The organism is Acidovorax sp. KKS102 (assembly GCF_000302535.1).
Taxonomy (GTDB): Bacteria; Pseudomonadota; Gammaproteobacteria; order Burkholderiales; family Burkholderiaceae_C; genus Acidovorax.
Genome location: NC_018708.1, coordinates 949,027 through 975,802 on the forward strand (window position 1 = coordinate 949,027; position 26,776 = coordinate 975,802).

Annotated in this window: 23 protein-coding genes and 1 pseudogene; all 24 read left to right on the forward strand. The window is 59.5% G+C overall.

Translation table 11 applies throughout. The features are described 5' to 3' along the window. Positions 1-69: 69 nt before the first annotated feature. The 24 genes and pseudogenes from C380_RS04240 to hisG all read left to right on the forward strand — a co-directional run bounded on the left by C380_RS04240 (position 70) and on the right by hisG (position 26,776). Complete coding sequence (locus tag C380_RS04240) at positions 70-1,149, forward strand: pilus assembly protein PilM (RefSeq protein ID WP_015012658.1); 1,080 nt, start codon at positions 70-72, stop codon at positions 1,147-1,149. Continuing rightward, on the forward strand, positions 1,146-1,766 hold the full coding sequence (locus tag C380_RS04245; protein WP_015012659.1) for a PilN domain-containing protein: 621 nt from the start codon (positions 1,146-1,148) through the stop codon (positions 1,764-1,766). Before C380_RS04240 ends, C380_RS04245 begins: the two co-directional genes overlap by 4 nt. Position 1,767: 1 nt before the next feature. Further along, on the forward strand, positions 1,768-2,430 hold the full coding sequence (locus tag C380_RS04250; protein ID WP_015012660.1) for a type 4a pilus biogenesis protein PilO: 663 nt from the start codon (positions 1,768-1,770) through the stop codon (positions 2,428-2,430). Next, a complete protein-coding gene (locus C380_RS24240) occupies positions 2,430-2,972 on the forward strand; it encodes a pilus assembly protein PilP (protein WP_015012661.1) in 543 nt (180 codons plus the stop codon). Before C380_RS04250 ends, C380_RS24240 begins: the two co-directional genes overlap by 1 nt. After that, positions 2,969-5,103 (forward strand): annotated as a pseudogene (pilQ, locus tag C380_RS04255) (type IV pilus secretin PilQ). The gene C380_RS24240 and the pseudogene pilQ overlap by 4 nt, the downstream one beginning before the upstream one ends. 17 nt (positions 5,104-5,120) lie before the next feature. Continuing rightward, on the forward strand, positions 5,121-6,731 hold the full coding sequence (locus C380_RS24245) for an Ig-like domain-containing protein (RefSeq protein ID WP_083871578.1): 1,611 nt from the start codon (positions 5,121-5,123) through the stop codon (positions 6,729-6,731). A gap of 282 nt (positions 6,732-7,013) precedes the next feature. Continuing rightward, a complete protein-coding gene (gene aroB / locus C380_RS04260) occupies positions 7,014-8,105 on the forward strand; it encodes a 3-dehydroquinate synthase (protein WP_015012662.1) in 1,092 nt (363 codons plus the stop codon). Positions 8,106-8,173: 68 nt separating this feature from the next. Beyond that, the gene (locus tag C380_RS04265) at positions 8,174-9,343 is read left to right on the forward strand and encodes a deoxyguanosinetriphosphate triphosphohydrolase (RefSeq protein ID WP_043565131.1); all 1,170 of its coding nucleotides are present in this window, start codon (positions 8,174-8,176) and stop codon (positions 9,341-9,343) included. A gap of 269 nt (positions 9,344-9,612) precedes the next feature. Continuing rightward, a complete protein-coding gene (locus tag C380_RS04270) occupies positions 9,613-10,197 on the forward strand; it encodes a DUF1415 domain-containing protein (RefSeq protein WP_015012664.1) in 585 nt (194 codons plus the stop codon). Next, positions 10,194-11,102 (forward strand): SAM-dependent methyltransferase, encoded by a 909-nt coding sequence (locus C380_RS04275; RefSeq protein ID WP_015012665.1) that lies wholly within the window; start codon positions 10,194-10,196, stop codon positions 11,100-11,102. Before C380_RS04270 ends, C380_RS04275 begins: the two co-directional genes overlap by 4 nt. Before the next feature lie 142 nt (positions 11,103-11,244). Continuing rightward, a complete protein-coding gene (locus C380_RS04280; protein ID WP_015012666.1) occupies positions 11,245-11,952 on the forward strand; it encodes a transposase in 708 nt (235 codons plus the stop codon). Positions 11,953-12,122: 170 nt separating this feature from the next. Next, entirely contained in the window at positions 12,123-16,856 is a 4,734-nt protein-coding gene (locus C380_RS04285) for a glutamate synthase-related protein (RefSeq protein WP_015012667.1), read from the forward strand. Positions 16,857-16,904: 48 nt separating this feature from the next. Beyond that, positions 16,905-18,383, forward strand: coding sequence for a glutamate synthase subunit beta (locus C380_RS04290; RefSeq protein ID WP_015012668.1), 1,479 nt, complete (start codon positions 16,905-16,907; stop codon positions 18,381-18,383). A gap of 298 nt (positions 18,384-18,681) precedes the next feature. Then, a complete protein-coding gene (locus C380_RS04295) occupies positions 18,682-19,500 on the forward strand; it encodes an ABC transporter ATP-binding protein (protein ID WP_043565133.1) in 819 nt (272 codons plus the stop codon). Then, positions 19,497-20,279: a lipid asymmetry maintenance ABC transporter permease subunit MlaE gene (mlaE, locus tag C380_RS04300; RefSeq protein WP_015012670.1), complete on the forward strand. Its 783-nt coding sequence runs from the start codon at positions 19,497-19,499 to the stop codon at positions 20,277-20,279. Before C380_RS04295 ends, mlaE begins: the two co-directional genes overlap by 4 nt. Before the next feature lie 35 nt (positions 20,280-20,314). Next, positions 20,315-20,803 carry an outer membrane lipid asymmetry maintenance protein MlaD gene (gene mlaD / locus C380_RS04305; RefSeq protein WP_015012671.1) on the forward strand — a complete coding sequence of 163 codons (489 nt, stop codon included), beginning with the start codon at positions 20,315-20,317 and terminating at the stop codon, positions 20,801-20,803. Beyond that, positions 20,800-21,597 carry a VacJ family lipoprotein gene (locus C380_RS04310; protein WP_015012672.1) on the forward strand — a complete coding sequence of 266 codons (798 nt, stop codon included), beginning with the start codon at positions 20,800-20,802 and terminating at the stop codon, positions 21,595-21,597. The genes mlaD and C380_RS04310 overlap by 4 nt, the downstream gene beginning before the upstream one ends. A 149-nt stretch (positions 21,598-21,746) precedes the next feature. Continuing rightward, positions 21,747-22,394, forward strand: a complete 648-nt coding sequence (locus C380_RS04315; protein WP_043566040.1) for a phospholipid-binding protein MlaC — start codon at positions 21,747-21,749, stop codon at positions 22,392-22,394. Positions 22,395-22,407: 13 nt separating this feature from the next. Next, positions 22,408-22,680 carry an STAS domain-containing protein gene (locus C380_RS04320; protein ID WP_043566042.1) on the forward strand — a complete coding sequence of 91 codons (273 nt, stop codon included), beginning with the start codon at positions 22,408-22,410 and terminating at the stop codon, positions 22,678-22,680. Positions 22,681-22,815: 135 nt separating this feature from the next. Further along, positions 22,816-23,754, forward strand: a complete 939-nt coding sequence (locus tag C380_RS04325) for an ABC transporter ATP-binding protein (protein ID WP_015012675.1) — start codon at positions 22,816-22,818, stop codon at positions 23,752-23,754. Beyond that, the gene (locus C380_RS04330) at positions 23,751-24,506 is read left to right on the forward strand and encodes an ABC transporter permease (protein ID WP_015012676.1); all 756 of its coding nucleotides are present in this window, start codon (positions 23,751-23,753) and stop codon (positions 24,504-24,506) included. Before C380_RS04325 ends, C380_RS04330 begins: the two co-directional genes overlap by 4 nt. A gap of 1 nt (position 24,507) precedes the next feature. Beyond that, the gene (locus C380_RS04335; RefSeq protein ID WP_015012677.1) at positions 24,508-24,750 is read left to right on the forward strand and encodes a BolA family protein; all 243 of its coding nucleotides are present in this window, start codon (positions 24,508-24,510) and stop codon (positions 24,748-24,750) included. A 95-nt stretch (positions 24,751-24,845) separates the two neighbouring features. Further along, positions 24,846-26,120, forward strand: a complete 1,275-nt coding sequence (murA, locus tag C380_RS04340) for a UDP-N-acetylglucosamine 1-carboxyvinyltransferase (RefSeq protein ID WP_015012678.1) — start codon at positions 24,846-24,848, stop codon at positions 26,118-26,120. Continuing rightward, positions 26,117-26,776 carry an ATP phosphoribosyltransferase gene (hisG, locus tag C380_RS04345; protein ID WP_015012679.1) on the forward strand — a complete coding sequence of 220 codons (660 nt, stop codon included), beginning with the start codon at positions 26,117-26,119 and terminating at the stop codon, positions 26,774-26,776. The genes murA and hisG overlap by 4 nt, the downstream gene beginning before the upstream one ends.

The window sequence follows — 26,776 nt, forward strand, 5'->3', positions numbered from 1 at the left end:
TTACTGATAGCATTCATGTGAAGTGTTAAGTTTTGTTGCCTCATTTTGGCAAGCTACAGGGGACCAATCTTGATCTCAATGGGGTCTTTGTTCAATCGCCAGTCTGCTCCGCTGCTGGGAATCGACATCAGCTCTTCCAGTGTCAAGCTGGTGGAGTTGGGGCGCGATAAGGCAGGTAGTCTGGTCCTAGAGCGTTGCGCGATCGAGCCACTGGAGCGGGGCTGGATCACCGATGGCAACATCGAAAAGTTTGACGAAGTGGCGGACGCATTGCGTCGCTTGGTCAAGAAGAGCGGCACTCGAACCAAAAACGTGGCGCTCGCGCTGCCCCCTTCCGCAGTGATCACCAAGAAGATCACGCTGCCAGGCGGTATGACCGAGCAGGAGCTTGAGGTTCAGGTGGAATCCGAGGCCAACCAGTACATCCCGTTTTCGCTCGACGAGGTGAGCTTGGATTTTTGCGTTATCGGTCCCAGCAAAAACGCCCCAGGGGATGTTGACGTTCTGATTGCCGCGTCCCGGCGTGAAAAAGTCCAAGACCGGCAGGGTTTGGCGGAGGCCGCTGGCTTGAAGCCCGTGGTGGTCGATATTGAATCCCATGCATCACGACTGGCTGCTGGGCGCCTCATTGAAGCGCTGCCTAATAAAGGCGTGGATGCGATGGTGGCCCTTTTCGAGGTGGGAGCTCTGACGACCAGCATGCAGGTGATCCGGAACGAAGAGGTTCTGTATGACCGTGACCAAGCCTTTGGCGGCGCCCAGCTTACTCAGTTGATTGTTCGTCAATATGGTTTCTCGGTGGAAGAAGCCGAGAGCAAAAAGCGCAGTGGTGATTTGCCAGAAGACTATCAATCAGCGGTCCTTCGTCCTTTTGTTGACAGCATGGCCCAAGAGATTGGTCGCGCCCTGCAGTTCTTCTTCACCAGCACGCCGCACAACCGTGTCGACCACATCATGCTGGCCGGAGGCTCGGCCCCACTGCCAGGTCTTACAGAGGCAGTCACTCAGCAAACCGGTTTTGCATGTAGTGCTGTCAATCCTTTTGATGGCATGGAAATCGGAAGTTCCGTGCGACTGAAAAAAATGGTGCGTGAAGCGCCGTCCTACCTGACCTCTTGCGGTCTTGCTATGCGGAGGTTTCTGCAGTGATTCTCATCAATCTATTACCTCATCGTGAGGAGGCGCGTAAGCGTCGCAAGGAGGCATTCCAAGCGACGATGTTTGCGTCGTTTTTGTTGGGTCTCGCTATTGCTGGAGCTATCTACTGGTGGTTTCAAATCATGATCGCGGATCAGCAAAATCAAAATGCTTTTCTCCAGCAAGAGATCAAGGTGCTGGAAGGACAAATTAAAGAGATTGCATCTATAGAGGACGAGATTGCCTCCTTACGTGCTCGTCAGAAGGCAGTAGAGGACCTCCAGTCAGATCGTAACTTGCCTGTTCACTTGCTTACTGAAATGGTTAAGCAATTGCCTGAAGGTGTATACGTCACGGCAATCAAGCAGGTTGGGCAGACGATTACTATGCAAGGGCTAGCTCAATCTAATGAGCGCGTCTCTGAGTTGCTGCGCAATTTGGCCAACAATACTCCATGGCTTGCTAAGCCGGAGCTGGCGGAGATTACGGCAAGTACCTTGGCTTTGAGTCAAAGGGATCAGCGGCGGGTTTCTTCATTCAACTTGAGATTCCAGCTGGTCCGAGCTAGCGATGCTCAAAAAGCCATAGAGGCGGCAAACGGTACAGCCTCGCCTCCAAAAGGTAAATGATATGGCGAAGATAAAAGACAAACCAATCGGCATAACTGAGCATCTGGAAGCTGTTCAGCGACAATTTAAAAATTTGGATGCAAAAGATCCATCGGGCTGGCCTGTCTTGCCGAAGGTTCTTCTTTGCATCTTTATCGCTGTTGCGATTGCCATCGTTGCATGGTTTGCCTTTTTGCAGGACTACGAAGTTCAGCTGGAAGCAGAGCGCAGTAAAGAACTAGCGTTGCGTACTGATTATCAGAAGAAGCTTGTAAAAGCCATCAGTTTGGATGCTTTAAAGAAGCAACGCGAGCAAATTCAGCAATACGTTATGCAGCTTGAAAAGCAATTGCCTAGTAAAGCAGAGATGGCGGCACTGCTTTCTGATATCAACCAATCGGGGTTGGGGCGGAGTTTGCAGTTTGAACTTTTTCGCCCTGGGCAGGTTGTTGTGAAGGATTATTACGCCGAGTTGCCCATATCTATACGAGTAACTGGTAAATATCACGATATTGGTGCATTTGCTTCTGATATTGCGCATCTGTCGCGTATCGTTACGTTAAGCAATATGGCAATTACTCCAGGTCCTCGGGATGTGCTAATAATGGATGCAACCGCGAGAACCTTTAGATATCTGGATCCTGATGAAATACAGGCGCAGAAAAAGGCTGGGGGGGGGAAATAATGAAGATTAATTTTTGGATAATCCTCGCCTTATGTGTGCTAGTTTTTTCCGGTTGTGATTCATCGGGAGAGGAGGAGTTGAGGGTTTGGATGGCAGAGCAAAGGGCTAATACGAAACCCAACGTTCAGCCCTTAACGGAGCCCAAAAAGTTTTTTCCAGAATCTTACACTCAAGATGGTGTAATTGATCCATTTAATCAATTTAAGTTAACGCAGACATTGAAACGCGATTCAAATCAAGTAGCCTCCAATGCTGCGTTGATCGCTCCTGAAATGAACCGCCGCAAAGAACCCTTGGAGGCTTTTCCGCTAGACGCGATCGCAATGGTCGGTAGCTTGAATAAGGCAGGCGCTCCGACCGCACTGATCAGGGTTGATAATTTAATTTATCAAGTGAAAGTTGGAAATTATTTAGGTCAAAATTACGGAAGAATTGTTCAAATTACTGAAAATGCGATCCAATTGCGCGAAATTGCGCAAGATGCAACTGGGGATTGGGTAGAGCGTTCAGCATCGCTTGATCTGCAAGAGGGCAAAAAATGAAACAAAATCGTGGCGACTTATTAAATCATTGCCGGAGCGCTGTTGTAGGCGTTTCAATGTTTGTTGCATCCTTTGGCGCTTTTGCGGGGCAAGCGATCAGTTTGGTTACTGCTAGCGTGCAGGAAGGTGTGGAAACGTTAAAAATTGATTTTACGAATCCACTCGCGGAGATCCCTGCCAGCTTTTCAATCCAGTCGCCAGCTCGTATTGCGCTTGACTTTCAAGGGGTTGAAAATTCTTCTGGTAAATCAGTCTATGAGGTAAATCTCGGTAATTTGAAATCGGTAAACATCGTCCAGGCTGGAGAGCGATCACGCATTGTGTTGAATTTGAAATCGCCTGCGGCCTATAAAACTAGAATTCAAGATAATTCAGTTTTATTGACGCTGGAGAATGTAACGAATGTTTCTTCGTCGTCGGGCGCCCCTGTGGCTTTCTCCGAAAGCCGCAATTCAAACACTTTGCCACTTAAAGATATCGATTTTCGCCGTGGACCCGATGGTGCAGGTAGGGTGATCGTCGGCTTGGCTACTAATCAGATCGGTGTTGATTTGCAGCAGCAAGCGAAAGGTGTTGTTGTTGAGTTCATGCGCTCATCATTACCTGAAGGATTGCGCCGTCGTTTGGATGTTACGGATTTTGGTACTCCGATTCAATCGGTAACTACAAGTCAAGCAGGTGAGCGGGTTCGGATGTTAATTGAGTCGAATGGTGATTGGGAACACAGTGCATATCAAAGCGATAATCAGTTTGTTATTGAAATTCGCCAAAAAAAGATAGATGTCAATAAGCTGACGCAGGGGGTGGGATATTCTGGTGAAAAGCTTTCCTTGAATTTTCAGAACATCGAAGTAAGATCATTATTGCAGGTAATCGCTGATTTTACAAATTTCAATATTGTTACATCTGATACTGTGACGGGCGCCTTGACGCTGCGACTTAAAGATGTGCCGTGGGACCAGGCGCTACAAATAATAATGGATGCAAAAGGCCTTGGTATGCGCAAGACCGGGTCGGTTCTTTGGATTGCTCCCAAAGATGAAATAGATGCACGCACGAAGAAGGATTTCGAGGCGGCACAGGCGATTCAAAAGTTGGAGCCGCTTAAAACGCAGGCTTTCCAACTCAATTATGCAAAGGCAGCGGACATCGTTAATCAACTCACACTAAGTGGTGGCGGTTCTGGCGGGGGGGGGGCACGCGGTTTTTATCTGAGCGGGGAAGTGCAATATCTGAACCACGTACGAATCAGTTATTTGTAACGGATACTCCCGGCAAGATTGAAGAGGTGCGGCAACTATTGGCAAGCCTTGACGTGGCGGTGCGACAAGTTTTGATTGAAGCCCGTATTGTCGAGGCACGAGACACCTTTGGGCGTTCATTGGGAGTGCGCTTGGGTGGTACTGATTTGCGTGCGAATCGCGGTGGTGATGGTGGTTACGGCATTGGCGGCAATAATCGTGTGGCGTTCGGCACTAGCTATAACAACGCAGTGGCATCCAGCGGCGCGGGTGGCTCAACCGCCACCGATGGCAACTTCGTGAATTTGCCGGCAAGCCTGTCTAATGTCAATACTGTTGGAAGTTTTGCACTTTCTATTTTTAATTCTGCTGCAAACCGATTTTTGACTCTAGAGCTTTCGGCTATGGAGGCCGATGGTAAAGGTAGGATTGTATCGAGTCCGCGAATAATTACTGCCGATCAGACTAAAGCTTTGATTGAGCAGGGTACGGAGTATCCTTATTCGGTTACTGCGCCGAACGGAGCCACAACCCTGGCATTTAAGAAGGCGGTATTGAAATTGGAAGTCACTCCCCAAATCACGCCTGAGGGTAGCATTATTCTTGACTTGGATGTCAATAAGGACAGTCGGGGAGAGACCACAACTCAAGGTGTGGCTATCGACACCAAACACATTAAAACCCAGATTCTCATCGAAAATGGTGGAACCGTGGTGATCGGCGGAATTTTCGAAATGGAAGAGACGAACCAAGAAAACAAAATTCCTGTGCTGGGTGATGTGCCGGTGGTTGGTAATTTGTTCAAAAATAGGACAAAAGAGTCGTCAAAGCGCGAAATGCTGGTTTTCATCACGCCAAAGGTGATTACAGAGCGTGGGCCAATTCGTTAATGACAGAGGTATAAATAATGAAACTCATAGGGAAAATCGCTGCGGTCGCTGTGCTGCTTTCGTTGGTAGCCTGCGGCGGCGGAGGAGGGAGCTCGGGCACAACGCCAGGCTCTTCTGGTGTTGTAGTACCAGGTAAGTCGGTGGCGGCAATCGACTATCAGATTGACAAAAGCGTTCTGACCAACTCCGGCGCAGATAGTGCATTGTTGACCGTGACTGCCTTGGATGCCAGCAACAACCCCGTGACCGGCGCTGCCGTAACGGTGTCTGTAGACAGCGGAATCTACACCCCTGTGAGCACCACGACGGACGCTACCGGGCAAGTGACTGGTTCGTTCGCTACTGGTAGTGACAGGCGCAACCGCACAATCAACTTTGTAGTGACCTCTGATGGAAAATCGAAGTCGGGCGTGATTTCGGTGACTGGCAGCCAGATTACGGTCTCGACCGTTCCGGGTGTTCCAGCACCTGGTGCCAAAGTGTCAGTGTCGGTCAAAGTCACTAACGTGAACGGGGCCGGTATCGCAAATATGGACGTGGCACTTGCAGGAACACTGGGTTTCTCAGGTACGGTAAAGACAGATGCGAGTGGCGTGGCAACAGCTGAATTGGTAGCTGCCCCGACTCAGCCCGGCAATTACACTCTGGAGGTCACTTCTTCTGGTGTCACTGAAAAGAGAGATGTTCAGGTGGTCGGCGCGACGGGCGGTGTGCCCGATGCCGTGGGTACTATTAGCGCTGCCAGTCTTTCTATTACTCCAAATACGATTGCCCCCAATAGTGCAGGTTCTACAACCAGTAGAGCGGGCATCAAGGCACTCTTTCAAAATGCTTCCAATCAAGCAATCCGCAATGTACGAGTCCGTTTCGAAATCGTGGGGCCTGGCCTTGGCGCGGGAGAGCTAATTACGTCCGGGACTGGTACGGTCTACACCGACGTGAATGGCATCGCAAACGCTGATTATGTATCTGGAACACGTTCCAGCCCAACCAATGGCGTAGTGATTCGCGCGTGCTACGGCAACACGGATGCCGAAATTGCCAATGGCGCTTGCCCTTACTCCCGCACGGCAACTTTGACGGTCGCGACAGTTCCGTTGTCGATCACCTTGGGCTCCAACAACGAAATGTCCAAGGGTGCGAATAACCTTACGTACATCAAGAAGTTTGATGTTGCTGTGGCCGATGCAGCGGGACTGGCCGTTTCGGAAGCAAGTATCTCGGCCAGTGTAGATTTGGTCGCTTATGGCAAAGGCAAATTTGCTGAAGAGCCTCAAGTCTTCTGTCCGAATGAAGATTCGAACAGAAATGGTCTCCTTGATGCGGGTGAAGACAAAAATGGTGATGGTGCCCTCACCCCTCGCAAGGCCGATATCGTCGTTTCCTATGTGGGATCTCGGGTAACTGGCACTAATGGGCGCGCGACTATCCAGATTGAGTATCCCCAAAATGTGGCGACCTGGTTGGAATACCGCGTGAAGGTGACCACGACCGTCGCAGGCTCAGAAGGTACTGTGGAGCGTACGTTCTTCACTGGCTTTATTGAGGGTGATGAGGATAATGGATCATTTTTGATCTCTCCGTATGGGGTGACCACCTCTGAACTCGCCTGTTCTACTAGCAACTAAAACCTGACCGTTCAAATGCAGGGTGCCTCTTTCGGAGGGGCACCCTGTTATTTTATTCATTGTGTGAATTAATCTGGTTGGGTGTATTTTTCATTTTTTGTCGTTGGTGTGCTTGAAATTGCAAAAATTTGAAGAGGTGTTAAGCGATGAGTGGGTTACAGCGTGAAGTCAAGTGTGGGTAAGTAACCGATTTGAAAATTCTTGTAACTGTTATCTGAGAAAAATTTACTGCTGCATAAATTTCATTTATGCGGAGATCTGTTTGTTTTGAAAGGGTTTATTTTGGAGAGCGTTCAGATATCGCTGGATGAGCGGTCTTATCCTATTTTGATCGACGCCAGTTTGTTGAGAGGGAACTCGGCTTTTGATTCGTTGCCCAAGTCCCATGCTGCAATGATCGTCACCAACAGCGCGGTGGGACCGCTCTATACAGACGCACTCCGCTCAGCACTCGAGCAAAAATACGACAGGTTGCACGTGGTCGTGCTCCCCGACGGCGAAGAGTACAAAACGTGGGAAACGCTCAATCTCATCTTCGATGCGTTGCTTTCCAACGGCTGTGACCGCAAAACAGTTCTGTTTGCCCTGGGTGGCGGCGTAGTGGGTGACATGACCGGGTTTGCCGCGGCAAGCTATATGCGCGGCGTGCAGTTTGTCCAGGTTCCCACCACGCTGCTCGCGCAGGTGGATTCATCGGTGGGCGGGAAGACGGCCATCAACCATCCGCTGGGCAAGAACATGATTGGTGCGTTCTACCAGCCCAGGCTGGTGGTGTGCGATCTTGAGGTGCTGGATACGTTGCCCCCGCGCGAGTTCAGTTCTGGCCTGGCAGAGGTGATCAAGTATGGTCCGATTGCAGACATGGCTTTCATGGAGTGGCTGGAGGGGAACATGGAGCCTCTGCTGGCCCATGATCGCGATGCGCTGGCGCATGCGGTGCGCCGCAGTTGCGAGATCAAGGCCTGGGTGGTGGGGCAGGACGAGAAGGAGTCCGGGCTGCGGGCCATTCTCAACTTTGGCCACACCTTCGGCCACGCGATTGAGGCGGGGATAGGCTACGGAGTCTGGCTGCACGGTGAAGGCGTGGCGGCGGGCATGGTGATGGCGGCCGAGCTGTCTTGCCGCCTGGGCTTGGTGGAGCCTGCGTTTGTGGAGCGCTTGCGGACGTTGATCGAGCGGGCGGGTTTGCCTGTCAAGGGCCCTGTCCTGGATGCGGCCGACAATGCGGGGCGGTATCTGGAGCTGATGCGGGTGGACAAGAAGTCCGAGGCCGGGGAGATCCGCTTTGTGCTGATCGATGGGCCGGGCAAGGCGGTCACGCGGCCCGCCCCGGATACGTTGGTGCGCGAAGTGATTGATGCCTGCTGCGCCTGAGGGCGCTTTGGTTGCTACTTATTTTATAGCTAGATATGACCGCTGGACTAGCACCTTCGGCCATTTTTATGCATAAGTCGGTTCTTGCGCCTTACGCCTGTGATCCTGCGCGGACGCGGGGGCGGCGTTTTCCGGAAATACCTGCTCCAACCCGTACTGACTACCAGCGTGACCGCGACAGGATTGTGCATTCGACGGCGTTCCGCCGGCTGGTGTACAAGACCCAGGTATTCCTCAACCACGAAGGAGATCTTTTCCGTACGCGGCTGACGCATTCTCTCGAGGTGGCCCAGCTGGGCCGATCCATTGCCCGCTCGCTCTCCATCAACGAAGATCTGGTGGAGGCCATCTCGCTGGCCCATGACCTGGGGCATACGCCATTTGGGCATGCGGGGCAGGATGCCTTGCACGGCTGCATGGCTGCATACGGCGGCTTTGAGCACAACCTCCAGAGCCTGCGGGTGGTCGACCAGCTGGAGGAGCGCTATCCCCAATATGACGGCCTGAACCTGACGTTCGAGACGCGGGAGGGGGTGCTTAAGCACTGCTCCCGGGTACACGCGCAGGCGCTCGAGGCCCTGGAGCCGGACGGGGTGGGAGCGCGGTTCATCCTGCGTCAGCAGCCCAGCCTGGAAGCGCAGTTGTGCAATCTGGCCGACGAAATTGCCTACAACGCCCATGACATTGATGACGGGGTCCGTTCGGGGCTGATCACCCTGGCGCAGTTGCGGGAAGTGCCGTTGTTCGACCGCTACCGCGCCGCTGTGCAGGCCGAGTACCCCGAGCTGGCACAGACGCCGCGCAAGCGCCGGCTGCTTTTCGAAGCGATCCGCCGGATGCTGAGTGCCCAGGTGTATGACGTGATTGACGCCACCGTTACCGCGCTGGTCCACCATGCGCCGCCGGATGTGGATACGGTGCGGCAGCTGCCGCCGCTGGTGAGGTTCAGTGAGGCCATGCGTGCAGGTTCGCTGGACCTCAAGCGCTTTCTTTTCGAGAATCTTTACCGGCATCCGCGCGTGATGGAAACCACTGCACGCGCGCAGGAGGTGGTGCGCGACTTGTTTGCCGCCTATTCGGCGTCGCCTGCCGAAATGAAGGAGGCCTTTGCGCAGCAGGCCCTTGCAGACAATGGGCCTCTGCGTGCCCGCGCGGTGGCCGACTTCATTGCAGGCATGACGGACCGATTCGCAACAAGCGAGCACCAGCGCCTGACCGGGCGGCGGCTGTTTGACTGAGGTCGTAGGGGCAGCATGGCTGGCGTGAGGCATTGGCAACCGACGGCTCAGAGTGTGTGGGGTCGGATCGGAGCGCTTAAGCAGCGAGTGCGCGCCTGAAAGGCTGGCTGTTTGCCTGCGTCCTTGCGCGTGCAGACACGAGGCCACCCGCCAGGATGGTGGGCCCCGATAGAATCGAGCAGCCCTTTTTGCGCGCAACCACCGCTTGTCGCGCCCACTCCATGACACCAGACTCCTCCTCGCGTGCTGCGATTGCAGCCACGCCGCCCATGACCGACGCGCTTGTCATCGGCGATACAGTGCGCTGGCTTGAGCGCGCCGTAATCGGACTTAACTTGTGCCCGTTTGCCAAAGGCGTGCATGTCAAACGGCAGATTCACTATGTGGTTTCGCACGCGGCGGACCATGCGGCGGTGCGCGAAATTTTGCGTAGCGAACTCACGGCGCTTGCGCAGTGCGACGCCGATGAGCGCGACACCACGCTGCTGATCCTGCTGGGCTGCCTGGAGGACTTTCTGGATTTCAACGACTTCCTTGCCGACGCGGACGACCTGCTCCAGGATCTGGATCTTGAAGGCGTTCTACAGATTGCCAGCTTTCATCCGCACTTTCAGTTTGCTGGCACCACGGCCGCTGATGTGACCAACGCCACCAACCGGGCCCCTTATCCCACGCTGCATCTGCTGCGCGAGGCCAGCATCGACCGTGCCGTGGAAGCGTTCCCGGATGCTGAGACCATCTACGAGCGCAACATCCAGGTACTGCAGGACTTGGGTAGTGAAGGCTGGGACGCGCTGGGTGTCGGCGCCACACGGGCAGTCGTGCCAATAACCCCGGTTGAGGAGCGCCCATGACGCGCAAAGCCTCCCGGGCGACCAGTCAGAGCGCTGGCGTGGCCGACGAACTGTCCGAGCTGCGCCCAGGGCAGTCGATCGAGTTACTCAAGGAACTGCACATCTTGACGCGGGAAGGGCGCCTCAACCAGGACTCGCGCCGCAAGCTCAAGCAGGTGTACCACCTCTTCAACTTCATCGAACCCCTGCTCAAGGACTTTGGCCAGTCGGGGCCGGGTGCCACGCTGGCCGACCACGGGGCGGGCAAGTCCTACCTTGGGTTCATCCTGTACGACCTGTATTTCAAGTCCGCCGGGCTAGGCCGCATCTTTGGTGTGGAAACCCGCGCAGAACTTGTCGAAAAATCGCGTGTGCTGGCGCAGCGGCTGGGGTTTGAGCGCATGTCGTTCCTCAACCTCTCGGTGGCTGAATCCGCCGATGCCCGGGAGTTGCCCGACCAGATTGATGTGGTCACCGCATTGCACGCTTGCGACACCGCTACTGACGACGCCATCGCATTTGGGTTGCAAAAGAAGGCCCGGGCTATGGTTCTGGTGCCTTGCTGCCAAGCCGAAATGGCGGCCTGCCTGCGCCAAGGTAAGGCCTTGCAGCTGGCGCGTACTCCCCTGGCGGAGCTGTGGCGCCACCCGCTGCATACCCGCGAACTGGGCAGCCAAGTGACCAATGTGCTGCGCTGCCTGTACCTGGAGGCCAGCGGCTACCAGGTCACTGTGACCGAGTTGGTAGGCTGGGAGCACAGCATGAAAAATGAACTCATCATTGCGCGTTACACCGGCCAGAAAAAGCGCAGTGCGGCCGAGCGGTTGCGGGCGCTCCTTGCCGAATTTGGTTTGGAGCAAGCCATGGGAGCACGCTTTGGCGTGGATGCGGTGACAGGTCTGGAAAGCAACCCAGCCTCCATCTGACAGCGCCCACACAGCGAGCCAGCCCGGTTCTGCAGCAGGCGGGTGCTTTCCTTGGGCAAGTGTGGATGCTGTGTGTTGCCACATCCCATTCAAATAAGGGACAGGTCTATGATCGCGGGCATCCTATCTCTGACTCAAAACCATGGCTCGCCTGCCACGACTGACCCTGCCAGGTCATCTGCACCACGTCATCCTGAGGGGTAACAACCGCCAACCCATCTTCCACGGCGCTGAAGATTTCGAGGCACTGCTGACGCTGTTGAAAGACGGCGCAGCCAAAGAGACAGTGGCGGTTCATGCCTATGTGCTGATGGACAACCATTTCCACTTGCTCGTTACTCCGACGACGCAAGACGGCCTGCCCCGGATGATGCAGGCGGTGGGCCGGCGGTATGTGCAGTATTTCAACCGCCGACACGCCCGTACGGGCACCCTCTGGGAGGGACGATACCGGTCCACCGTATTGCAGCCGGAACGGTATTTGCTGGCATGCATGGTGTATCTGGATCTCAACCCTGTGCGGGCCGGGTTGGTGCAGCAACCTGCGGACTACGCCTGGTCCAGCCATGCGCATTGGGTGGGCTTGCGAAACGACCGGTGGTTGGCACCACATGCGCTGTACTGGGCTTTGGGCAATACCCCGTTTGCGCGGGAGGCGGCGTACGCAGCGCTGGTTCAGGCTGGTTTGGGGGCGGCGATGCAAACATCACTGACCGATTCGGCACTCAGCGGGTGGGCATTGGGTGATGCGGAGTTCCTGGAGGGGCTTCAGCAGCAAACGCCGCGCCGTGTGACCCGGGGGGCGCCTGGCAGGCCGCGAAGTGTCAAAAAAATGGATAAAGAAGGTTGATGTGCCGGTCTAATATACCTTGAATGCTATCATTTTGATATGTCCCCAATAATTGCCCTGCCGTGAATGGCTTTCTATAAATAAGAATCCGACCCCATTTAATTTGCTTGCCAAAATATGCTGCAATGCACTAATCTCGGCTCCCCTGCGAAAAATATGAGGAGTGCGCCATGACCACGGCTGCCGAGATCCAGCATCTGCAACAACACGGTTTGTATTCATCGGGTAACGAACACGACGCCTGCGGCCTCGGGTTTGTGGCCCACATCAAGGGCATCAAGCGCCACGACATCGTGACGCAGGCCCTGAAGATTCTGGAAAACATCGACCACCGTGGCGCGGTGGGTGCCGACCCGCTGATGGGCGACGGCGCTGGCATCCTGATCCAGATCCCTGACGCGCTGTACCGGGAAGAAATGGCCAAGCAAGGCGTGACCTTGCCAGCGGCCGGTGAGTACGGCGTGGGCATGATCTTCCTGCCCAAGGAGCACGCTTCTCGCTTGGCTTGTGAGCAGGAGATGGAGCGCGCCATCAAGGCCGAAGGCCAGGTGCTGCTGGGCTGGCGTGATGTGCCGGTGAACGTGGACATGCCCATGTCCCCCACTGTGCGCAAGAAGGAGCCCATCCTGCGCCAAGTCTTCATCGGTCGCGGCAACGACGTGATCGTGCAGGACGCGCTGGAGCGCAAGCTGTACGTGATCCGCAAGACGGCCAGTGCCAACATCCAGGCCCTCAAACTCAAGCACAGCAAGGAATACTACGTTCCGTCCATGTCCAGCCGCACCGTGGTCTACAAGGGCCTGCTGCTGGCCGACCAGGTGGGCGTGTACTACAAGGATCTGTCGGACGAGCGCTGCGTCTCGGCCATCGGCCTCGTGCACCAGCGTTTCTCCACCAACACCTTCCCCGAGTGGCCGCTGGCCCACCCCTACCGCTATGTGGCGCACAACGGTGAAATCAACACCGTCAAGGGCAACTACAACTGGATGAAGGCCCGCGAAGGCGTGATGGCATCGCCCGTGCTGGCGGCCGACCTGCAAAAGCTCTACCCGATCAGCTTTGCCGACCAGTCCGACACTGCTACGTTCGACAACTGCCTAGAACTGCTGACCATGGCCGGCTACCCCATCAGCCAGGCCGTGATGATGATGATCCCAGAGCCCTGGGAGCAGCACACCACCATGGACGAGCGCCGTCGCGCCTTCTATGAGTACCACGCCGCCATGCTGGAGCCTTGGGACGGCCCGGCCTCTATCGTGTTCACCGACGGCCGCCAGATCGGCGCCACGCTGGACCGCAACGGCCTGCGCCCCTCGCGCTACTGCATCACCGACGACGATCTGGTCATCATGGGTTCCGAATCGGGCGTGCTGCCCGTGCCCGAGAACAAGATCGTGCGTAAGTGGCGCCTGCAGCCCGGCAAGATGTTCCTGATCGACTTGGAACAGGGCCGCATGATCGACGACGACGAGTTGAAAGCCAACATCGTCAACACCAAGCCCTACAAGCAGTGGATCGAAAACCTGCGCATCAAGCTCGACAGCATCGAGGCTGGTGCCCAGGCTGCAGCTCCCCATGCCGCTGATCTGCCCCTGCTGGACCGCCAGCAGGCCTTTGGCTACACCCAGGAAGACATCAAGTTCCTGATGGCGCCCATGGCCAAGAACGGCGAAGAAGGCATTGGCTCGATGGGCAACGACAGCCCGCTGGCCGTGCTCTCGGGCAAGAACAAGCCGCTGTACAACTACTTCAAGCAGCTGTTCGCCCAGGTGACCAACCCGCCGATCGACCCGATCCGCGAGGCCATCGTGATGTCGCTCAACAGCTTCATCGGCCCCAAGCCCAACCTGCTGGACATCAACCAGGTCAACCCGCCGATGCGGCTCGAAGTGAGCCAGCCTGTGCTTGACTTCGCCGACATGGCCAAGCTGCGCGACATCGAGAAGTACACGCAAGGCAAGTTCAAGAGTGCGACCATCGACATCACCTACCCGCTGAGCTGGGGCCGTGAGGGCGTGGAAGCCAAGCTGGCCTCGCTGTGCGCGCAGGCTGTGGACGCCATCAAGGGCGGTGCCAACATCCTCATCATCAGCGACCGCGCCGTGAGCGCCACGCAAGTCGCTATCCCCGCGCTGCTCGCGCTGTCGGCCATCCACCAACACCTGGTGGGCGCAGGTCTGCGCACCACGGCAGGCCTGGTGGTCGAAACCGGCACTGCACGCGAAGTGCACCACTTCGCCGTGCTGGCCGGCTATGGCGCCGAGGCTGTACACCCCTACCTGGCCATGGAAACGTTGGCCGAGATGCACAAGGACCTGGGCGGCGATCTGTCGGCCGACAAGGCCATCTACAACTATGTCAAGGCCATCGGCAAGGGCCTGTCCAAGATCATGTCCAAGATGGGCGTGAGCACCTACATGAGCTACTGCGGCGCCCAGTTGTTCGAGGCCATCGGCCTGAACACCGAGACCGTGGCCAAGTACTTCACCGGCACCGCCAGCCGCGTGGAAGGCATCGGCGTGTTCGAGATCGCTGAAGAAGCCATCCGCATGCACAAGGCCGCATTTGGTGATGACCCCGTGCTCGAAACCATGCTGGATGCCGGAGGCGAATACGCCTGGCGCGCCCGTGGTGAAGACCACATGTGGACCCCTGACGCCATTGCCAAGCTGCAGCACAGCACGCGTGCCAACAACTGGAACACGTACAAGGAATACGCCCAGATCATCAACGATCAGAGCAAGCGCCACATGACGCTGCGCGGCCTGTTCGAATTCAAGATCGACCCGTCCAAGGCGATCTCGATCGACGAAGTCGAGCCTGCCAAGGAAATCGTCAAGCGCTTTGCTACGGGCGCCATGTCGCTCGGCTCCATCTCCACCGAGGCGCACGCCACTCTGGCCGTGGCCATGAACCGCATCGGCGGCAAGAGCAACACAGGCGAAGGTGGTGAAGACGCCGCGCGTTACCGCAACGAACTCAAGGGCATCCCGATCAAGAAGGGCGACAGCCTCAAGAGCGTGATCGGTGCCGAGAACGTGGAGGTCGATCTGCCTTTGCAAGACGGCGACTCGCTGCGCAGCCGTATCAAGCAAGTGGCTTCCGGCCGCTTTGGTGTGACGGCGGAATACCTCTCGTCGGCCGATCAGATCCAGATCAAGATGGCCCAGGGCGCCAAGCCCGGCGAAGGTGGTCAGCTGCCCGGCGGCAAGGTCTCCAACTACATCGGCAAGCTGCGCCACAGCGTGCCGGGTGTGGGCCTGATTTCGCCCCCACCACACCACGACATCTACTCCATCGAGGACTTGGCCCAGCTGATCCACGACCTGAAGAACGTGGCACCCCATGCCGGTATCAGCGTCAAGCTGGTGTCCGAAGTGGGCGTGGGCACCATCGCCGCAGGCGTGGCCAAGTGCAAGAGCGACCACGTCGTGATCGCCGGCCATGACGGCGGCACGGGCGCATCGCCTTGGTCGTCCATCAAGCACGCGGGCGGCCCGTGGGAAATCGGCCTGGCTGAAACCCAGCAGACCCTGGTGCTGAACCGCCTGCGCGGCCGCATCCGCGTGCAGGCCGACGGCCAGATGAAGACGGGCCGTGACGTCGCCATCGGCGCGCTGCTGGGCGCGGACGAATTCGGCTTCGCCACCGCTCCGCTGGTGGTCGAGGGCTGCATCATGATGCGCAAGTGCCACCTGAACACTTGCCCCGTGGGCGTGGCCACGCAAGACCCCGAGCTGCGCAAGAAGTTCTCGGGCAAGCCTGAGCACGTGGTCAACTACTTCTTCTTCATCGCGGAAGAAGTGCGCCAGATCATGGCCCAGTTGGGCATCCGCAAGTTCGACGACCTGATCGGCCGCACCGACCTGCTCGACATGCGCCAGGGCCTGGAACACTGGAAGGCACGCGGCCTGGACTTCAGCCGCCTGTTCGCTCAGCCCAACGTGCCCGCCGACGTGCCCCGCTTCCACGTGGACGTGCAGGACCACAACATCGAGCACACGCTGGACCGCAAGCTCATCGAGCGCAGCAAGCCCGCCATCGAAAAGGGCGAGCGCGTGCAGTTCATTGAAGTGGCGCGCAACGTAAACCGTTCGGTCGGCGCGATGCTGTCCGGCGCGGTCACCCGTGTGCACCCCGAGGGCCTGCCAGACGACACCATCCGCATCCAGCTGGAAGGCACGGGCGGCCAGTCGTTCGGTGCATTCCTGACGCGCGGCATCACGCTGTACCTGATTGGCGATGCCAACGACTACACCGGCAAGGGCCTGTCGGGCGGCCGCGTGATCGTGCGCCCCAGCATCGACTTCCGGGGCGAGGCGGTGCGCAACACCATCGTGGGCAACACCGTGATGTACGGTGCCACCACCGGTGAGGCCTTCTTCAGCGGCGTGGCTGGCGAGCGCTTTGCCGTGCGTCTGTCGGGTGCCACGGCTGTTGTTGAAGGCACAGGCGACCATGGCTGCGAGTACATGACCGGCGGTACCGTCGTCGTGCTCGGCAAGACAGGCCGGAACTTCGCGGCCGGTATGAGCGGCGGCGTGGCTTACGTCTATGACGAAGATGGCCAGTTCGACACGCGCTGCAACCTGTCGATGGTGACGCTGGAGCGCATCCTGCCCGCCACCGAGCAGGAAGCCACGGTGCCCCGCTCGATCTGGCATAACGGCCAGACGGACGAGGCCCAGCTCAAGAAGCTGCTGGAAGACCACAACCGCTGGACAGGCAGCAAGCGAGCCCGCGAACTGCTGGACAACTGGGCCGCTTCGCGCAGCAAGTTCGTCAAGGTCTTCCCGACTGAGTACAAGCGTGCTTTGGCTGAAATTTATGAACGAAAAGTGCTGGAGGAGTCCGCTACACCAGCGGTAGCTGCTACCAAAAAAGAAGTGGCTCCCGCCAAGTAAGGCGGCGCCATCCCCCTTCGCACAGCATTCATAGACAAGGACATCGTCATGGGAAAAACTACCGGCTTCATGGAATACGAGCGCATCGAAGAGGGCTACAAGCCCGTGCCCGAGCGCCTGAAGCATTACAAGGAATTTGTCATCGGCCTCGACGAGAGCCAGGCCAAGGTGCAAGGCGCGCGCTGCATGGACTGCGGCACGCCGTTCTGCAACAACGGGTGCCCGGTGAACAACATCATTCCGGACTTCAACGACCTCGTGTACCACGCGGACTGGAAGAGCGCGATCGAGGTGCTGCATAGCACCAACAACTTCCCCGAGTTCACCGGCCGCATCTGCCCCGCGCCTTGCGAGGCGGCCTGCGTGCTGAATGTGAACGACGACGCCGTGGGCATCAAGTCCATCGAGCACGCGATCATCGACCGCGCCTGGGAAGAGGGCTGGGTGAAGCCCCGTCCCGCCAAGCACCAAACGGGCAAGAAGGTTGCCGTGGTGGGCTCTGGCCCCGCAGGCCTGGCCGCTGCCCAGCAACTGGCCCGCGCAGGCCACAGCGTCACGCTGTTTGAAAAGAACGACCGCGTGGGCGGCCTGCTGCGCTACGGCATCCCCGACTTCAAGATGGAGAAGTCGCACATTGACCGCCGCGTGAAGCAGCTCGAAGCCGAAGGCGTAGTCATCCGCACCAGCGTGTTCGTGGGCGCTGCCAAGGACGGTCTGGGCAAGGACTCCAAGGTCACCAACTGGGCCAAGGAAACCATTACGCCCGAGCAGCTGAACAAGGAGTTCGACGCCGTGCTGCTGACCGGTGGCGCCGAGCAATCGCGCGACCTGCCCGTGCCCGGCCGCGAGCTCGATGGCATTCACTTCGCCATGGAGTTCCTGCCCCAGCAGAACAAGGTCAACGCGGGCGACAAGCTCAAGGGTCAGATCACGGCGACGGGTAAGCATGTCATTGTGATCGGTGGCGGCGACACCGGCAGCGACTGCGTGGGCACCAGCAACCGCCATGGTGCGGCCAGCGTCACCCAGTTCGAGGTGATGCCCCAGCCCCCCGAAGTGGAAAACCGCCCCCTCACCTGGCCTTACTGGCCACTGAAGCTGCGCACCAGCTCCAGCCACGAAGAAGGCTGCGTGCGTGAGTTTGCGATCTCCACCAAGGAGTTCGTCGGCGAAAAGGGCAAGGTCAAGGGCCTGACCACCGTGCAGGTCGAGTTCAAGGACGGCAAGCTGGTCGAAATCCCCGGCACCGAGAAGCACTACCAGGCCGACCTGGTGCTGCTGGCCATGGGCTTCGTGAGCCCGGTGGCCCCAGTGCTGGACGCGTTTGGCGTGGAGAAGGACGCCCGCGGCAATGCCCGCGCCACGACGGACTTTGACGGTGGCTACGCCACCAACGTGCCCAAGGTCTTTGCGGCCGGCGACATCCGTCGCGGCCAGTCTCTGGTGGTCTGGGCCATCCGCGAAGGCCGCCAGGCTGCGCGCGCAGTGGACGAGTTCCTCATGGGTTACTCGGACCTGCCACGCTGATCCTGCGCATTGCGCGCCCTCACGGTCACGGCGCCTTCGGGCGCCGTTTGTATTGGTGGGGCTTGGCTTCAAGCTGTGGCAATGACCGGGCGTCAGCCTTCTGGAGGCTTTGTTGGCACAATCAGGGGGTCTGTCAATCCGGGCTTGCCTCGGTCCCACGGGGTGGGGCTCTGCCTGTTGTGCTTTTCTTTACAAACATACGTGAATGTATGTTTGTGTCTTCAGCTACCATCTGCGCTCCGTTTTTCGGGGGCGGGTGGTGTTTTGGCAGGCCCGAATTCCGATCACTCCTTATTGCATGGCTGAGTCCTCCTTTCTTGCCGAGTTGCGCAACGTCACCTTTTCGTACGGTGACCGCGTGATCCTGCGCGACGTGACGCTGGCGGTTCCGCGCGGCAAGGTCACGGCGCTGATGGGGGCATCGGGGGGGGGCAAAACCACCGTGCTGCGCTTGATCGGAGGGCAGCACAAGGCCCAGAGCGGCCAGGTGCTGGTCAACGGCCAGGACGTCGGGCGCATGGACGTGCAGGCTTTGTACGCCGCGCGCCGGCGCATGGGCATGCTGTTCCAGTTCGGGGCGCTGTTTACCGACGTCAGCGTGTTCGAGAACGTGGCGTTTCCGCTGCGTGAGCACACCGATTTGTCCGAAGACCTGATTCGCGATGTCGTGCTGATGAAGCTGCACGCGGTGGGTCTGCGTGGAGCCCGTGACCTGATGCCCAGCCAGATCTCGGGCGGCATGGCGCGCCGTGTGGCGCTGGCCCGTGCGATCGTGCTGGACCCGGAGCTGGTCATGTACGACGAGCCCTTTGCGGGCCTGGACCCGATTTCACTGGGCACGGCGGCGCAGCTGATTCGCCAGCTCAACGACGCCATGGGGCTCACCAGCATCGTCGTGTCGCATGACCTGGAAGAGACCTTCCGCCTGGCGGACCACGTGATCATCCTGGGGGAAGGCGTGGTGGCAGCCCAAGGCACGCCCGAAGAGGTGCTTGCCAGCCGCGATCCGCTGGTGCACCAGTTTGTGAATGCCCTGCCTGCAGGGCCTGTGCCGTTCCATTACCCCGGCCCTGCCGTGGCGGAAGATTTTGGACCAGTGGGAGGGCGTGCGCTGTGAGCTGGTACAAGCCCTCCGACGTTGGCTTTGCGGTGCGCCACAAGCTGGCCGATATCGGCATGGGCGCATGCCTGTTCGGACGGCTGGTACGGTTGCTGGGTGCCACGTTTCTGCGGCCCGCGCTGGTGCGCGACCAAGTGCATTTTCTGGGCAACTATTCGTTGGCCATCATCGCCGTGTCGGGCCTGTTCGTCGGGTTTGTGCTGGGCTTGCAGGGCTACTACACGCTGCAGCGGTACGGCTCGTCCGAGGCGCTGGGCCTGCTGGTGGCCTTGAGCCTGGTGCGCGAGCTGGGGCCTGTGGTCACGGCGCTGTTGTTTGCGGGACGCGCGGGCACGTCGCTCACGGCCGAAATCGGCCTGATGCGCGCGGGTGAGCAGCTCAGCGCCATGGAGATGATGGCGGTGGACCCGGTGCAGCGCATCCTGGCTCCACGATTCTGGGCCGGTGTGATCACCATGCCGCTGCTGGCGGCGGTGTTCAGTGCGGTGGGCATCATCGGCGGCTGGATCGTCGGGGTGCTCATGATCGGCATCGACCCCGGCGCGTTCTGGAGCCAGATGCAGGGCGGGGTGGATGTCTGGAAGGACCTGGGCAACGGCGTGCTCAAAAGTGTGGTCTTTGGCTTCACGGTAACTTTTGTGGCGCTGCTGCAGGGCTACGCCGCCAAACCCACCCCCGAAGGGGTGTCGCGCGCCACCACGCGCACCGTGGTCATGGCGTCTTTGGCGGTGCTGGCACTGGACTTCGTGCTCACTGCGCTGATGTTCAGTATCTGACGCTGGCGGTGCTGGCAGTTCTAGGAATCAAAGGTATGCAACGTTCCAAAAACGATCTGTGGGTAGGGCTCTTCGTGATGCTGGGCGCGGTGGCACTGGTGTTTCTGGCGCTGCAGTCGGCCAATCTGCTGAGCCTGCAATTCCATTCGGGCTACCGCATCACTGCCAAGTTCGACAACATCGGTGGCCTCAAGCCCCAGGCAGCAGTGCGCAGCGCCGGAGTGGTGGTGGGGCGCGTGGAGTCCATCACTTTTGACGACAAGACCTTCCAGGCGCGTGTCACGCTGGCCATGGAAGACCGCTACGCCTTCCCCAAGGACAGCTCCCTCAAGATCCTGACCAGCGGCCTGCTGGGTGAGCAGTACATCGGGATCGAGGCCGGTGCCGACGAAAAAAACCTGGCGGCGGGCGACACGATCACGTCCACCCAGTCGGCAGTGGTGCTTGAGAACCTTATCGGACAATTTCTTTACAGCAAAGCCGAAGACGGCGCAAAACCTGCAGGGACAGGTGGCAAAAAATGATGCATTCACTTCTTACATTCCGCGCCAGCATCGCTGGTGACAGGTGGTCGATTTCCCGCCTGGCGACAGGCCTGGCGCTGCTGCTGGGGGGCGTGCTGCTCACCGGGTGCGCCACGGTGGCCAACCCTGACCCCCGCGACCCGCTGGAGTCTTACAACCGCAGCATGACCAACTTCAATGAACAGGTCGATGCCATGGTGCTCAAGCCCGTGGCGACGGCGTATAAGGAGGTCACGCCCGCGCCCGTGCGCACAGGGGTCAGCAACTTCTTTGCAAACCTGGGCGATGTCTGGTCCTTTGTGAACAACGTGCTGCAGCTGCGCGGCGAAGCCGCTGCGTCCAGCTTCATGCGGGTCAATGTGAACACCTTCATGGGCCTGGGTGGCTTGCTGGACATCGCCAGCGAGCTGGGCATTGACCGCTACAAGCAGGACTTTGGCCTGACCCTGGGGCGCTGGGGCGTGGGCACGGGGCCGTATCTGGTGCTGCCCATCCTGGGGCCTTCCACCATCCGCGACACGTTCGCTCTGCCGGTGGACATGAAGGGCAATGTGGTGAGCTACGTGGACCCGGTCTCTGCCCGCAATTCGTTGTATGCCCTGCGCGTGGTGGACACGCGGGCCAACCTGCTGCGCGCCAGCTCGGTGCTCGACAGCGCTGCTCTGGACAAGTACAGCTTTACGCGTGACGTGTACCTGCAAGTGCGCAGCCATGCCGGTGAGGCGCAGAATGCCGACGGCAAGGACGACGGCGGCGCCAGCAACGGCGTACTGCCGGAAGAGCCTCCCCGCTGATGGCCTGCCGGGCGGTGCACCATGCTCCGCCCTGGGCCTGGCCCTGTTGCACTTGCTTGCAACCCGCAACCGCTGCGACGCATGCTGGTGGGTCAGCACCTCCACAATGATTTGACGGGCACAAGCCCGCACCGATGAAAGCCGAGAAGATGATGAATCGACGTTCCCTGGGCCGTGCCGCCCTTTGCATTGCAGCCAGTGCCGCGTTCAGCCTGCCGCTGTCCGCTTTGGCGGCCGACGAGGCACCCGATGCGCTGATCAAGCGGCTGTCCGCCGATGTGCTCAACACGGTGAAGTCCGACAAGGCCATCCAGGCCGGAGACCTGAGCAAGGTGATTGCGTTGGTCGATAAAACGGTGATGCCCAACGTCAACTTCCGCCGCATGACGGCCGCCGCCGTCGGCCCCGGCTGGCGCCAGGCCACGCCCGAGCAGCAAAAACGGCTGCAGGAGGAGTTCAAGATCCTGCTTGTGCGCACCTATGCCGGTGCGTTGGCCCAGGTCAACGACCAGACCATCCAGGTCAAACCCTTGCGCGCAGCCGCGGAAGACAAGGACGTGCTGGTCCGTACCGAAATCGTGGGCCGGGGCGACCCCATCCAGCTCGACTATCGCCTCGAAAAGACTCCTGGCGATGGTGCAGGCTGGAAGATTTACAACCTGAATGTGCTGGGCGTCTGGCTGGTGGAAACCTACCGTGGCCAGTTCGCGCAGGAGATCAATGCCAAGGGCATTGAAGGCCTGATCGACACACTGGCCACCCGCAACAAGACCAATGCGGGCACTGCCAAAGGCTGACGGCCGCCTCGCCATGCTGGTGCTGCCTCCCGAACTCACCCACCGCCAAGCTACCGCCTGCCTGCACATGCTCAAGCAGGGCCTGCGGGTGCACCGCGACAGCGCGGTGGTGGTGGACGCCCATGCGCTGACGGTGTTCGATACCTCGGCCCTCGCTGTGCTGCTCGAATGCCGGCGCGAAGTCTTGTCCGAGGGCAAGCAGTTTGCCGTGCAAGGCATGCCCGCTGGTCTGGCGGGCATGGCTGGGTTGTATGGGGTGGATGCGCTGCTGGTCGCCGCACCTTGATACGAAATAATTTTCAGGGTCCCGGGTGGCTTTGCCCACCCAAGCCATGAAACTGAGGGCCCACAGCGCCCGCCAGGGGCCATTGAAGCGGCCGCCCCGCCTGCAGAGGGCTGAGGCCTTAAAATCGAAGGCTTCATGCCCGCAGTCTCCTTCCAAGCCATCTCCAAGACCTTTGCCACGCCCAAAGGCCCTTTTCAGGCACTGAACCAGGTCAACCTGGACATTGAGGAGGGCGAGTTCTTCGGGCTCCTGGGCCCCAATGGTGCCGGCAAAACCACCCTGATCAGCATCCTCGCAGGCCTGGCGCGTGCCACCAGCGGCCGTGTACTGGTGCAGGGCAGCGATGTGCAGGCCCAGTACGCCGACGCCCGCCGCAAGCTGGGCATCGTGCCGCAAGAGCTGGTGTTCGACCCCTTTTTCAACGTGCGCGAGGCGCTGCGCATCCAGTCGGGCTACTTCGGCGTGAAGAACAACGACGCCTGGATCGACGAGCTGCTCGAAAACCTGGGCCTGGCCGACAAGGCCAACGCCAACATGCGCCAGCTGTCGGGCGGCATGAAGCGCCGTGTGCTGGTGGCACAAGCCCTGGTGCACAAGCCGCCCATCATCGTTCTGGATGAACCCACGGCCGGTGTCGATGTGGAACTGCGCCAGACGCTGTGGCACTTCATCGCCCGCCTGAACAAAGAGGGGCACACCGTGCTGCTCACCACCCACTACCTCGAAGAAGCCGAGGCCCTCTGCGGCCGCATCGCCATGCTCAAGGCGGGGCAGGTGGTGGCGCTCAACCGCACCAGCGAGTTGCTCAAGGCCGCCTCGGGCAGCGTGCTGCAGTTCAAGACCGACACGGCCCTGCCGCCCGCACTGGCCGCCGTGGCGCGGGTCACCGGTCGCATCGTCCAGTTGCCGGCGCACGACGCGGCAGAGATCGAAAACCACCTGGCTGCGTTGCGCGTGGCCGGGGTCGAGGTGCAGGACATGGAGATTCGCCGGCCCGATCTGGAGGATGTGTTCCTGCAGGTGATGTCCGGCACGTCGGCTTCCAACATCCCACTGGAGGGCGTTGCGCTATGACCGGCTGGCAGACTCTGTTCTACAAAGAGGTGCTGCGCTTCTGGAAGGTCAGCTTCCAGACCGTCGCGGCTCCCGTGCTCACTGCCGTGCTGTACCTTTTGATCTTCGGCCATGTGCTCGAAGACCATGTGAAGGTCTACGACCGCATCAGCTACACCGCCTTCCTTGTGCCGGGCCTCGTGATGATGAGCGTGCTGCAGAACGCCTTTGCCAACAGCTCGTCCAGCATCATCCAGAGCAAGATCATGGGCAGCCTGGTGTTTGTGCTGCTCACGCCGCTGTCGCACTGGGCTTGGTTCTGCGCCTACGTGGGCTCGTCCATCGTGCGCGGGCTGGTGGTGGGCCTGGGCGTGTTCATCGTCACGCTGGCGTTTGCCCGGCCCGAGTTTGCGGCGCCGCTTTGGATTCTGGCCTTTGCCTTGCTGGGCGCGGCGCTGCTGGCCACGCTGGGGCTGATTGCGGGGCTCTGGGCCGACAAATTCGACCAGATGGCCGCGTTCCAGAACTTCATCATCGTGCCCATGACCTTCCTGTCGGGCGTGTTCTATTCGATCCAGTCGCTGCCGCCGTTCTGGCAGGCCGTGAGCCACCTCAACCCGTTCTTCTACATGATCGACGGCTTCCGCTACGGCTTCTTCGGCCAGAGCGACACCCCGCCCTGGCTCAGCCTGGGCATCGTGGGCATCGCCTGGCTGGCCGTCAGCGCGCTGGCCGTGCACCTCTTGCGCACGGGCTACAAGATTCGGAATTGACATGACCGCTGACCAACTCAAAGACATCATCACCGCTGGCCTGGCCTGCGAACACATCACGCTCGAAGGCGACGGCCGCCACTGGTACGCGACCATTGTCTCGGCCGAGTTCGAGGGCAAGCGCGCCATCCAGCGCCACCAGCGCGTATATGCCACGCTGGGGGCGAAAATGCACACCGACGAGGTGCATGCGCTGTCGATGAAGACCTTCACACCGGCCGAATGGGCTGCCCAGGCGCAGTAGCGCCTGCACACCCACTAGAACTCACTTTTTGATAGCTGCTGGCGCATATTCCACTAGCGCAAGCGGCACTTTTGACCCTATTTTGGTGATTTGAGATGGACAAACTCCTGATTCGCGGCGGACGTAGCTTGCAAGGCGATGTGCTGGTCTCCGGCGCCAAGAACGCCGCCTTGCCGGAGTTGTGCGCCGCCCTGCTCACGGCAGAGCCCGTGACGCTGCTCAACGTGCCCCAGCTGCAGGACGTGAGCACCATGCTCAAGCTGATCCGCAACATGGGCGTGGCGGCGGAGCGGGCCGATGACGGCACGGTGCGCATCAACGCCAGCGCGCTGAGCACACCCGAGGCACCCTACGAACTGGTCAAGACCATGCGCGCTTCCGTGCTGGCGCTGGGCCCGCTGCTGGCGCGCTTTGGCGAGGCCACGGTGTCACTGCCCGGCGGCTGCGCCATTGGCTCGCGCCCGGTGGACCAGCACATCAAGGGCCTGGCCGCCATGGGGGCCGAGATCGTGGTCGAACACGGCTACATGATCGCCAAGCTGCCCGCAGGCTGGAAGCGCCTCAAGGGTGCGCGCATCACCACCGACATGGTCACGGTGACGGGCACCGAGAACTTCCTCATGGCTGCTGCGCTGGCCGAGGGTGAAACGGTGCTGGAAAACGCCGCGCAAGAACCCGAGATTTCGGACCTGGCCGAGATGCTGATTGCGATGGGCGCAAAGATCGAAGGCCATGGCACCAGCCGCATCCGCATCCAGGGCGTCGAAAAACTGCACGGCTGCACCCACCGCGTGGTGGCCGACCGCATTGAAGCGGGTACCTTTTTGTGCGCCGTGGCCGCCACGGGCGGTGATGTGGTGTTGCGCCATGGTCGTGCCGACCACCTCGACGCCGTCATCGAAAAGCTGCGCGAGGCCGGTGCCACCGTGCAGGCCGTGGACGGCGGCATCCGCGTGCAAAGCGCGGGCGGCGCCACGCTCAAGGCCCAGGGCTTTCGCACCACCGAATACCCCGGTTTCCCCACCGACATGCAGGCCCAGTTCATGGCGCTCAACTGCATCGCCCAGGGTACGGCCACGGTGACCGAGACGATTTTTGAAAACCGCTTCATGCACGTCAACGAGCTGGTTCGGCTGGGCGCCAAAATCCAGGTGGATGGCAAGGTGGCAGTGATTGAGGGCGTGCCCCGCCTGTCCGGCGCCACCGTGATGGCCACTGACCTGCGTGCGTCCGCCAGCCTCGTCATCGCAGGCCTCGTGGCCGAAGGCGAAACCGTGGTGGACCGCATCTACCACCTGGACCGTGGCTACGACTGCATGGAAGCCAAACTGCGCGGCATCGGCGCTGACATCGAACGAGTAAAAGCATGAGCAGCAACATGATCACCCTGGCGCTTTCCAAGGGCCGCATCTTTGACGAAACCCTGCCGCTGCTGGCGGCCGCAGGCATCGAGGTGCTCGAAGACCCCGAAAAATCGCGCAAGCTCATCCTGCCCACCAACCAGCCCAACGTGCGCGTGGTGCTGGTGCGCGCCACCGACGTGCCCACTTATGTGGAATACGGCGGTGCCGACATCGGCGTGACCGGCAAGGACACCCTGATCGAGCATGGCGGCCAGGGCCTGTACCAGCCGCTGGACCTGCGCATTGCCAAGTGCCGCGTCAGCGTGGCCGTGCGCAACGACTTCGACTACGCCCAGGCCGTCAAGCAGGGCTCGCGCCTCAAGGTCGCCACCAAGTACACCGGCATTGCGCGCGACTTCTTTGCGAGCAAGGGCGTGCACGTGGACATGGTCAAGCTCTACGGCAGCATGGAGCTGGCGCCGCTCACCGGCCTGGCCGACGCCATCGTGGACCTGGTCTCCACCGGCAACACGCTCAAGGCCAACAACCTCATCGAAGTGGAGCGCATCATGGACATCAGCTCCTACCTGGTCGTGAACCAGGCCGCGCTCAAGCTCAAGCAGGCGCCGCTGCGCCGCATCATCGATGCGTTTGCCTCGGCCATACCGGCTGACAAAAACTGA

Coding starts and splice junctions, on each gene's coding strand:
- C380_RS04250 (WP_015012660.1), top strand. CDS start 1,768: ATGGCGAAGATAAAAGACAAACCAATCGGCATAACTGAGCATCTGGAA.
- C380_RS24240 (WP_015012661.1), top strand. CDS start 2,430: ATGAAGATTAATTTTTGGATAATCCTCGCCTTATGTGTGCTAGTTTTT.
- C380_RS24245 (WP_083871578.1), top strand. CDS start 5,121: ATGAAACTCATAGGGAAAATCGCTGCGGTCGCTGTGCTGCTTTCGTTG.
- C380_RS04265 (WP_043565131.1), top strand. CDS start 8,174: ATGCATAAGTCGGTTCTTGCGCCTTACGCCTGTGATCCTGCGCGGACG.
- C380_RS04270 (WP_015012664.1), top strand. CDS start 9,613: ATGACCGACGCGCTTGTCATCGGCGATACAGTGCGCTGGCTTGAGCGC.
- C380_RS04275 (WP_015012665.1), top strand. CDS start 10,194: ATGACGCGCAAAGCCTCCCGGGCGACCAGTCAGAGCGCTGGCGTGGCC.
- C380_RS04280 (WP_015012666.1), top strand. CDS start 11,245: ATGGCTCGCCTGCCACGACTGACCCTGCCAGGTCATCTGCACCACGTC.
- C380_RS04285 (WP_015012667.1), top strand. CDS start 12,123: ATGACCACGGCTGCCGAGATCCAGCATCTGCAACAACACGGTTTGTAT.
- C380_RS04290 (WP_015012668.1), top strand. CDS start 16,905: ATGGGAAAAACTACCGGCTTCATGGAATACGAGCGCATCGAAGAGGGC.
- C380_RS04295 (WP_043565133.1), top strand. CDS start 18,682: ATGGCTGAGTCCTCCTTTCTTGCCGAGTTGCGCAACGTCACCTTTTCG.
- mlaD (WP_015012671.1), top strand. CDS start 20,315: ATGCAACGTTCCAAAAACGATCTGTGGGTAGGGCTCTTCGTGATGCTG.
- C380_RS04310 (WP_015012672.1), top strand. CDS start 20,800: ATGATGCATTCACTTCTTACATTCCGCGCCAGCATCGCTGGTGACAGG.
- C380_RS04315 (WP_043566040.1), top strand. CDS start 21,747: ATGATGAATCGACGTTCCCTGGGCCGTGCCGCCCTTTGCATTGCAGCC.
- C380_RS04320 (WP_043566042.1), top strand. CDS start 22,408: ATGCTGGTGCTGCCTCCCGAACTCACCCACCGCCAAGCTACCGCCTGC.
- C380_RS04325 (WP_015012675.1), top strand. CDS start 22,816: ATGCCCGCAGTCTCCTTCCAAGCCATCTCCAAGACCTTTGCCACGCCC.
- C380_RS04330 (WP_015012676.1), top strand. CDS start 23,751: ATGACCGGCTGGCAGACTCTGTTCTACAAAGAGGTGCTGCGCTTCTGG.
- C380_RS04335 (WP_015012677.1), top strand. CDS start 24,508: ATGACCGCTGACCAACTCAAAGACATCATCACCGCTGGCCTGGCCTGC.
- murA (WP_015012678.1), top strand. CDS start 24,846: ATGGACAAACTCCTGATTCGCGGCGGACGTAGCTTGCAAGGCGATGTG.
- hisG (WP_015012679.1), top strand. CDS start 26,117: ATGAGCAGCAACATGATCACCCTGGCGCTTTCCAAGGGCCGCATCTTT.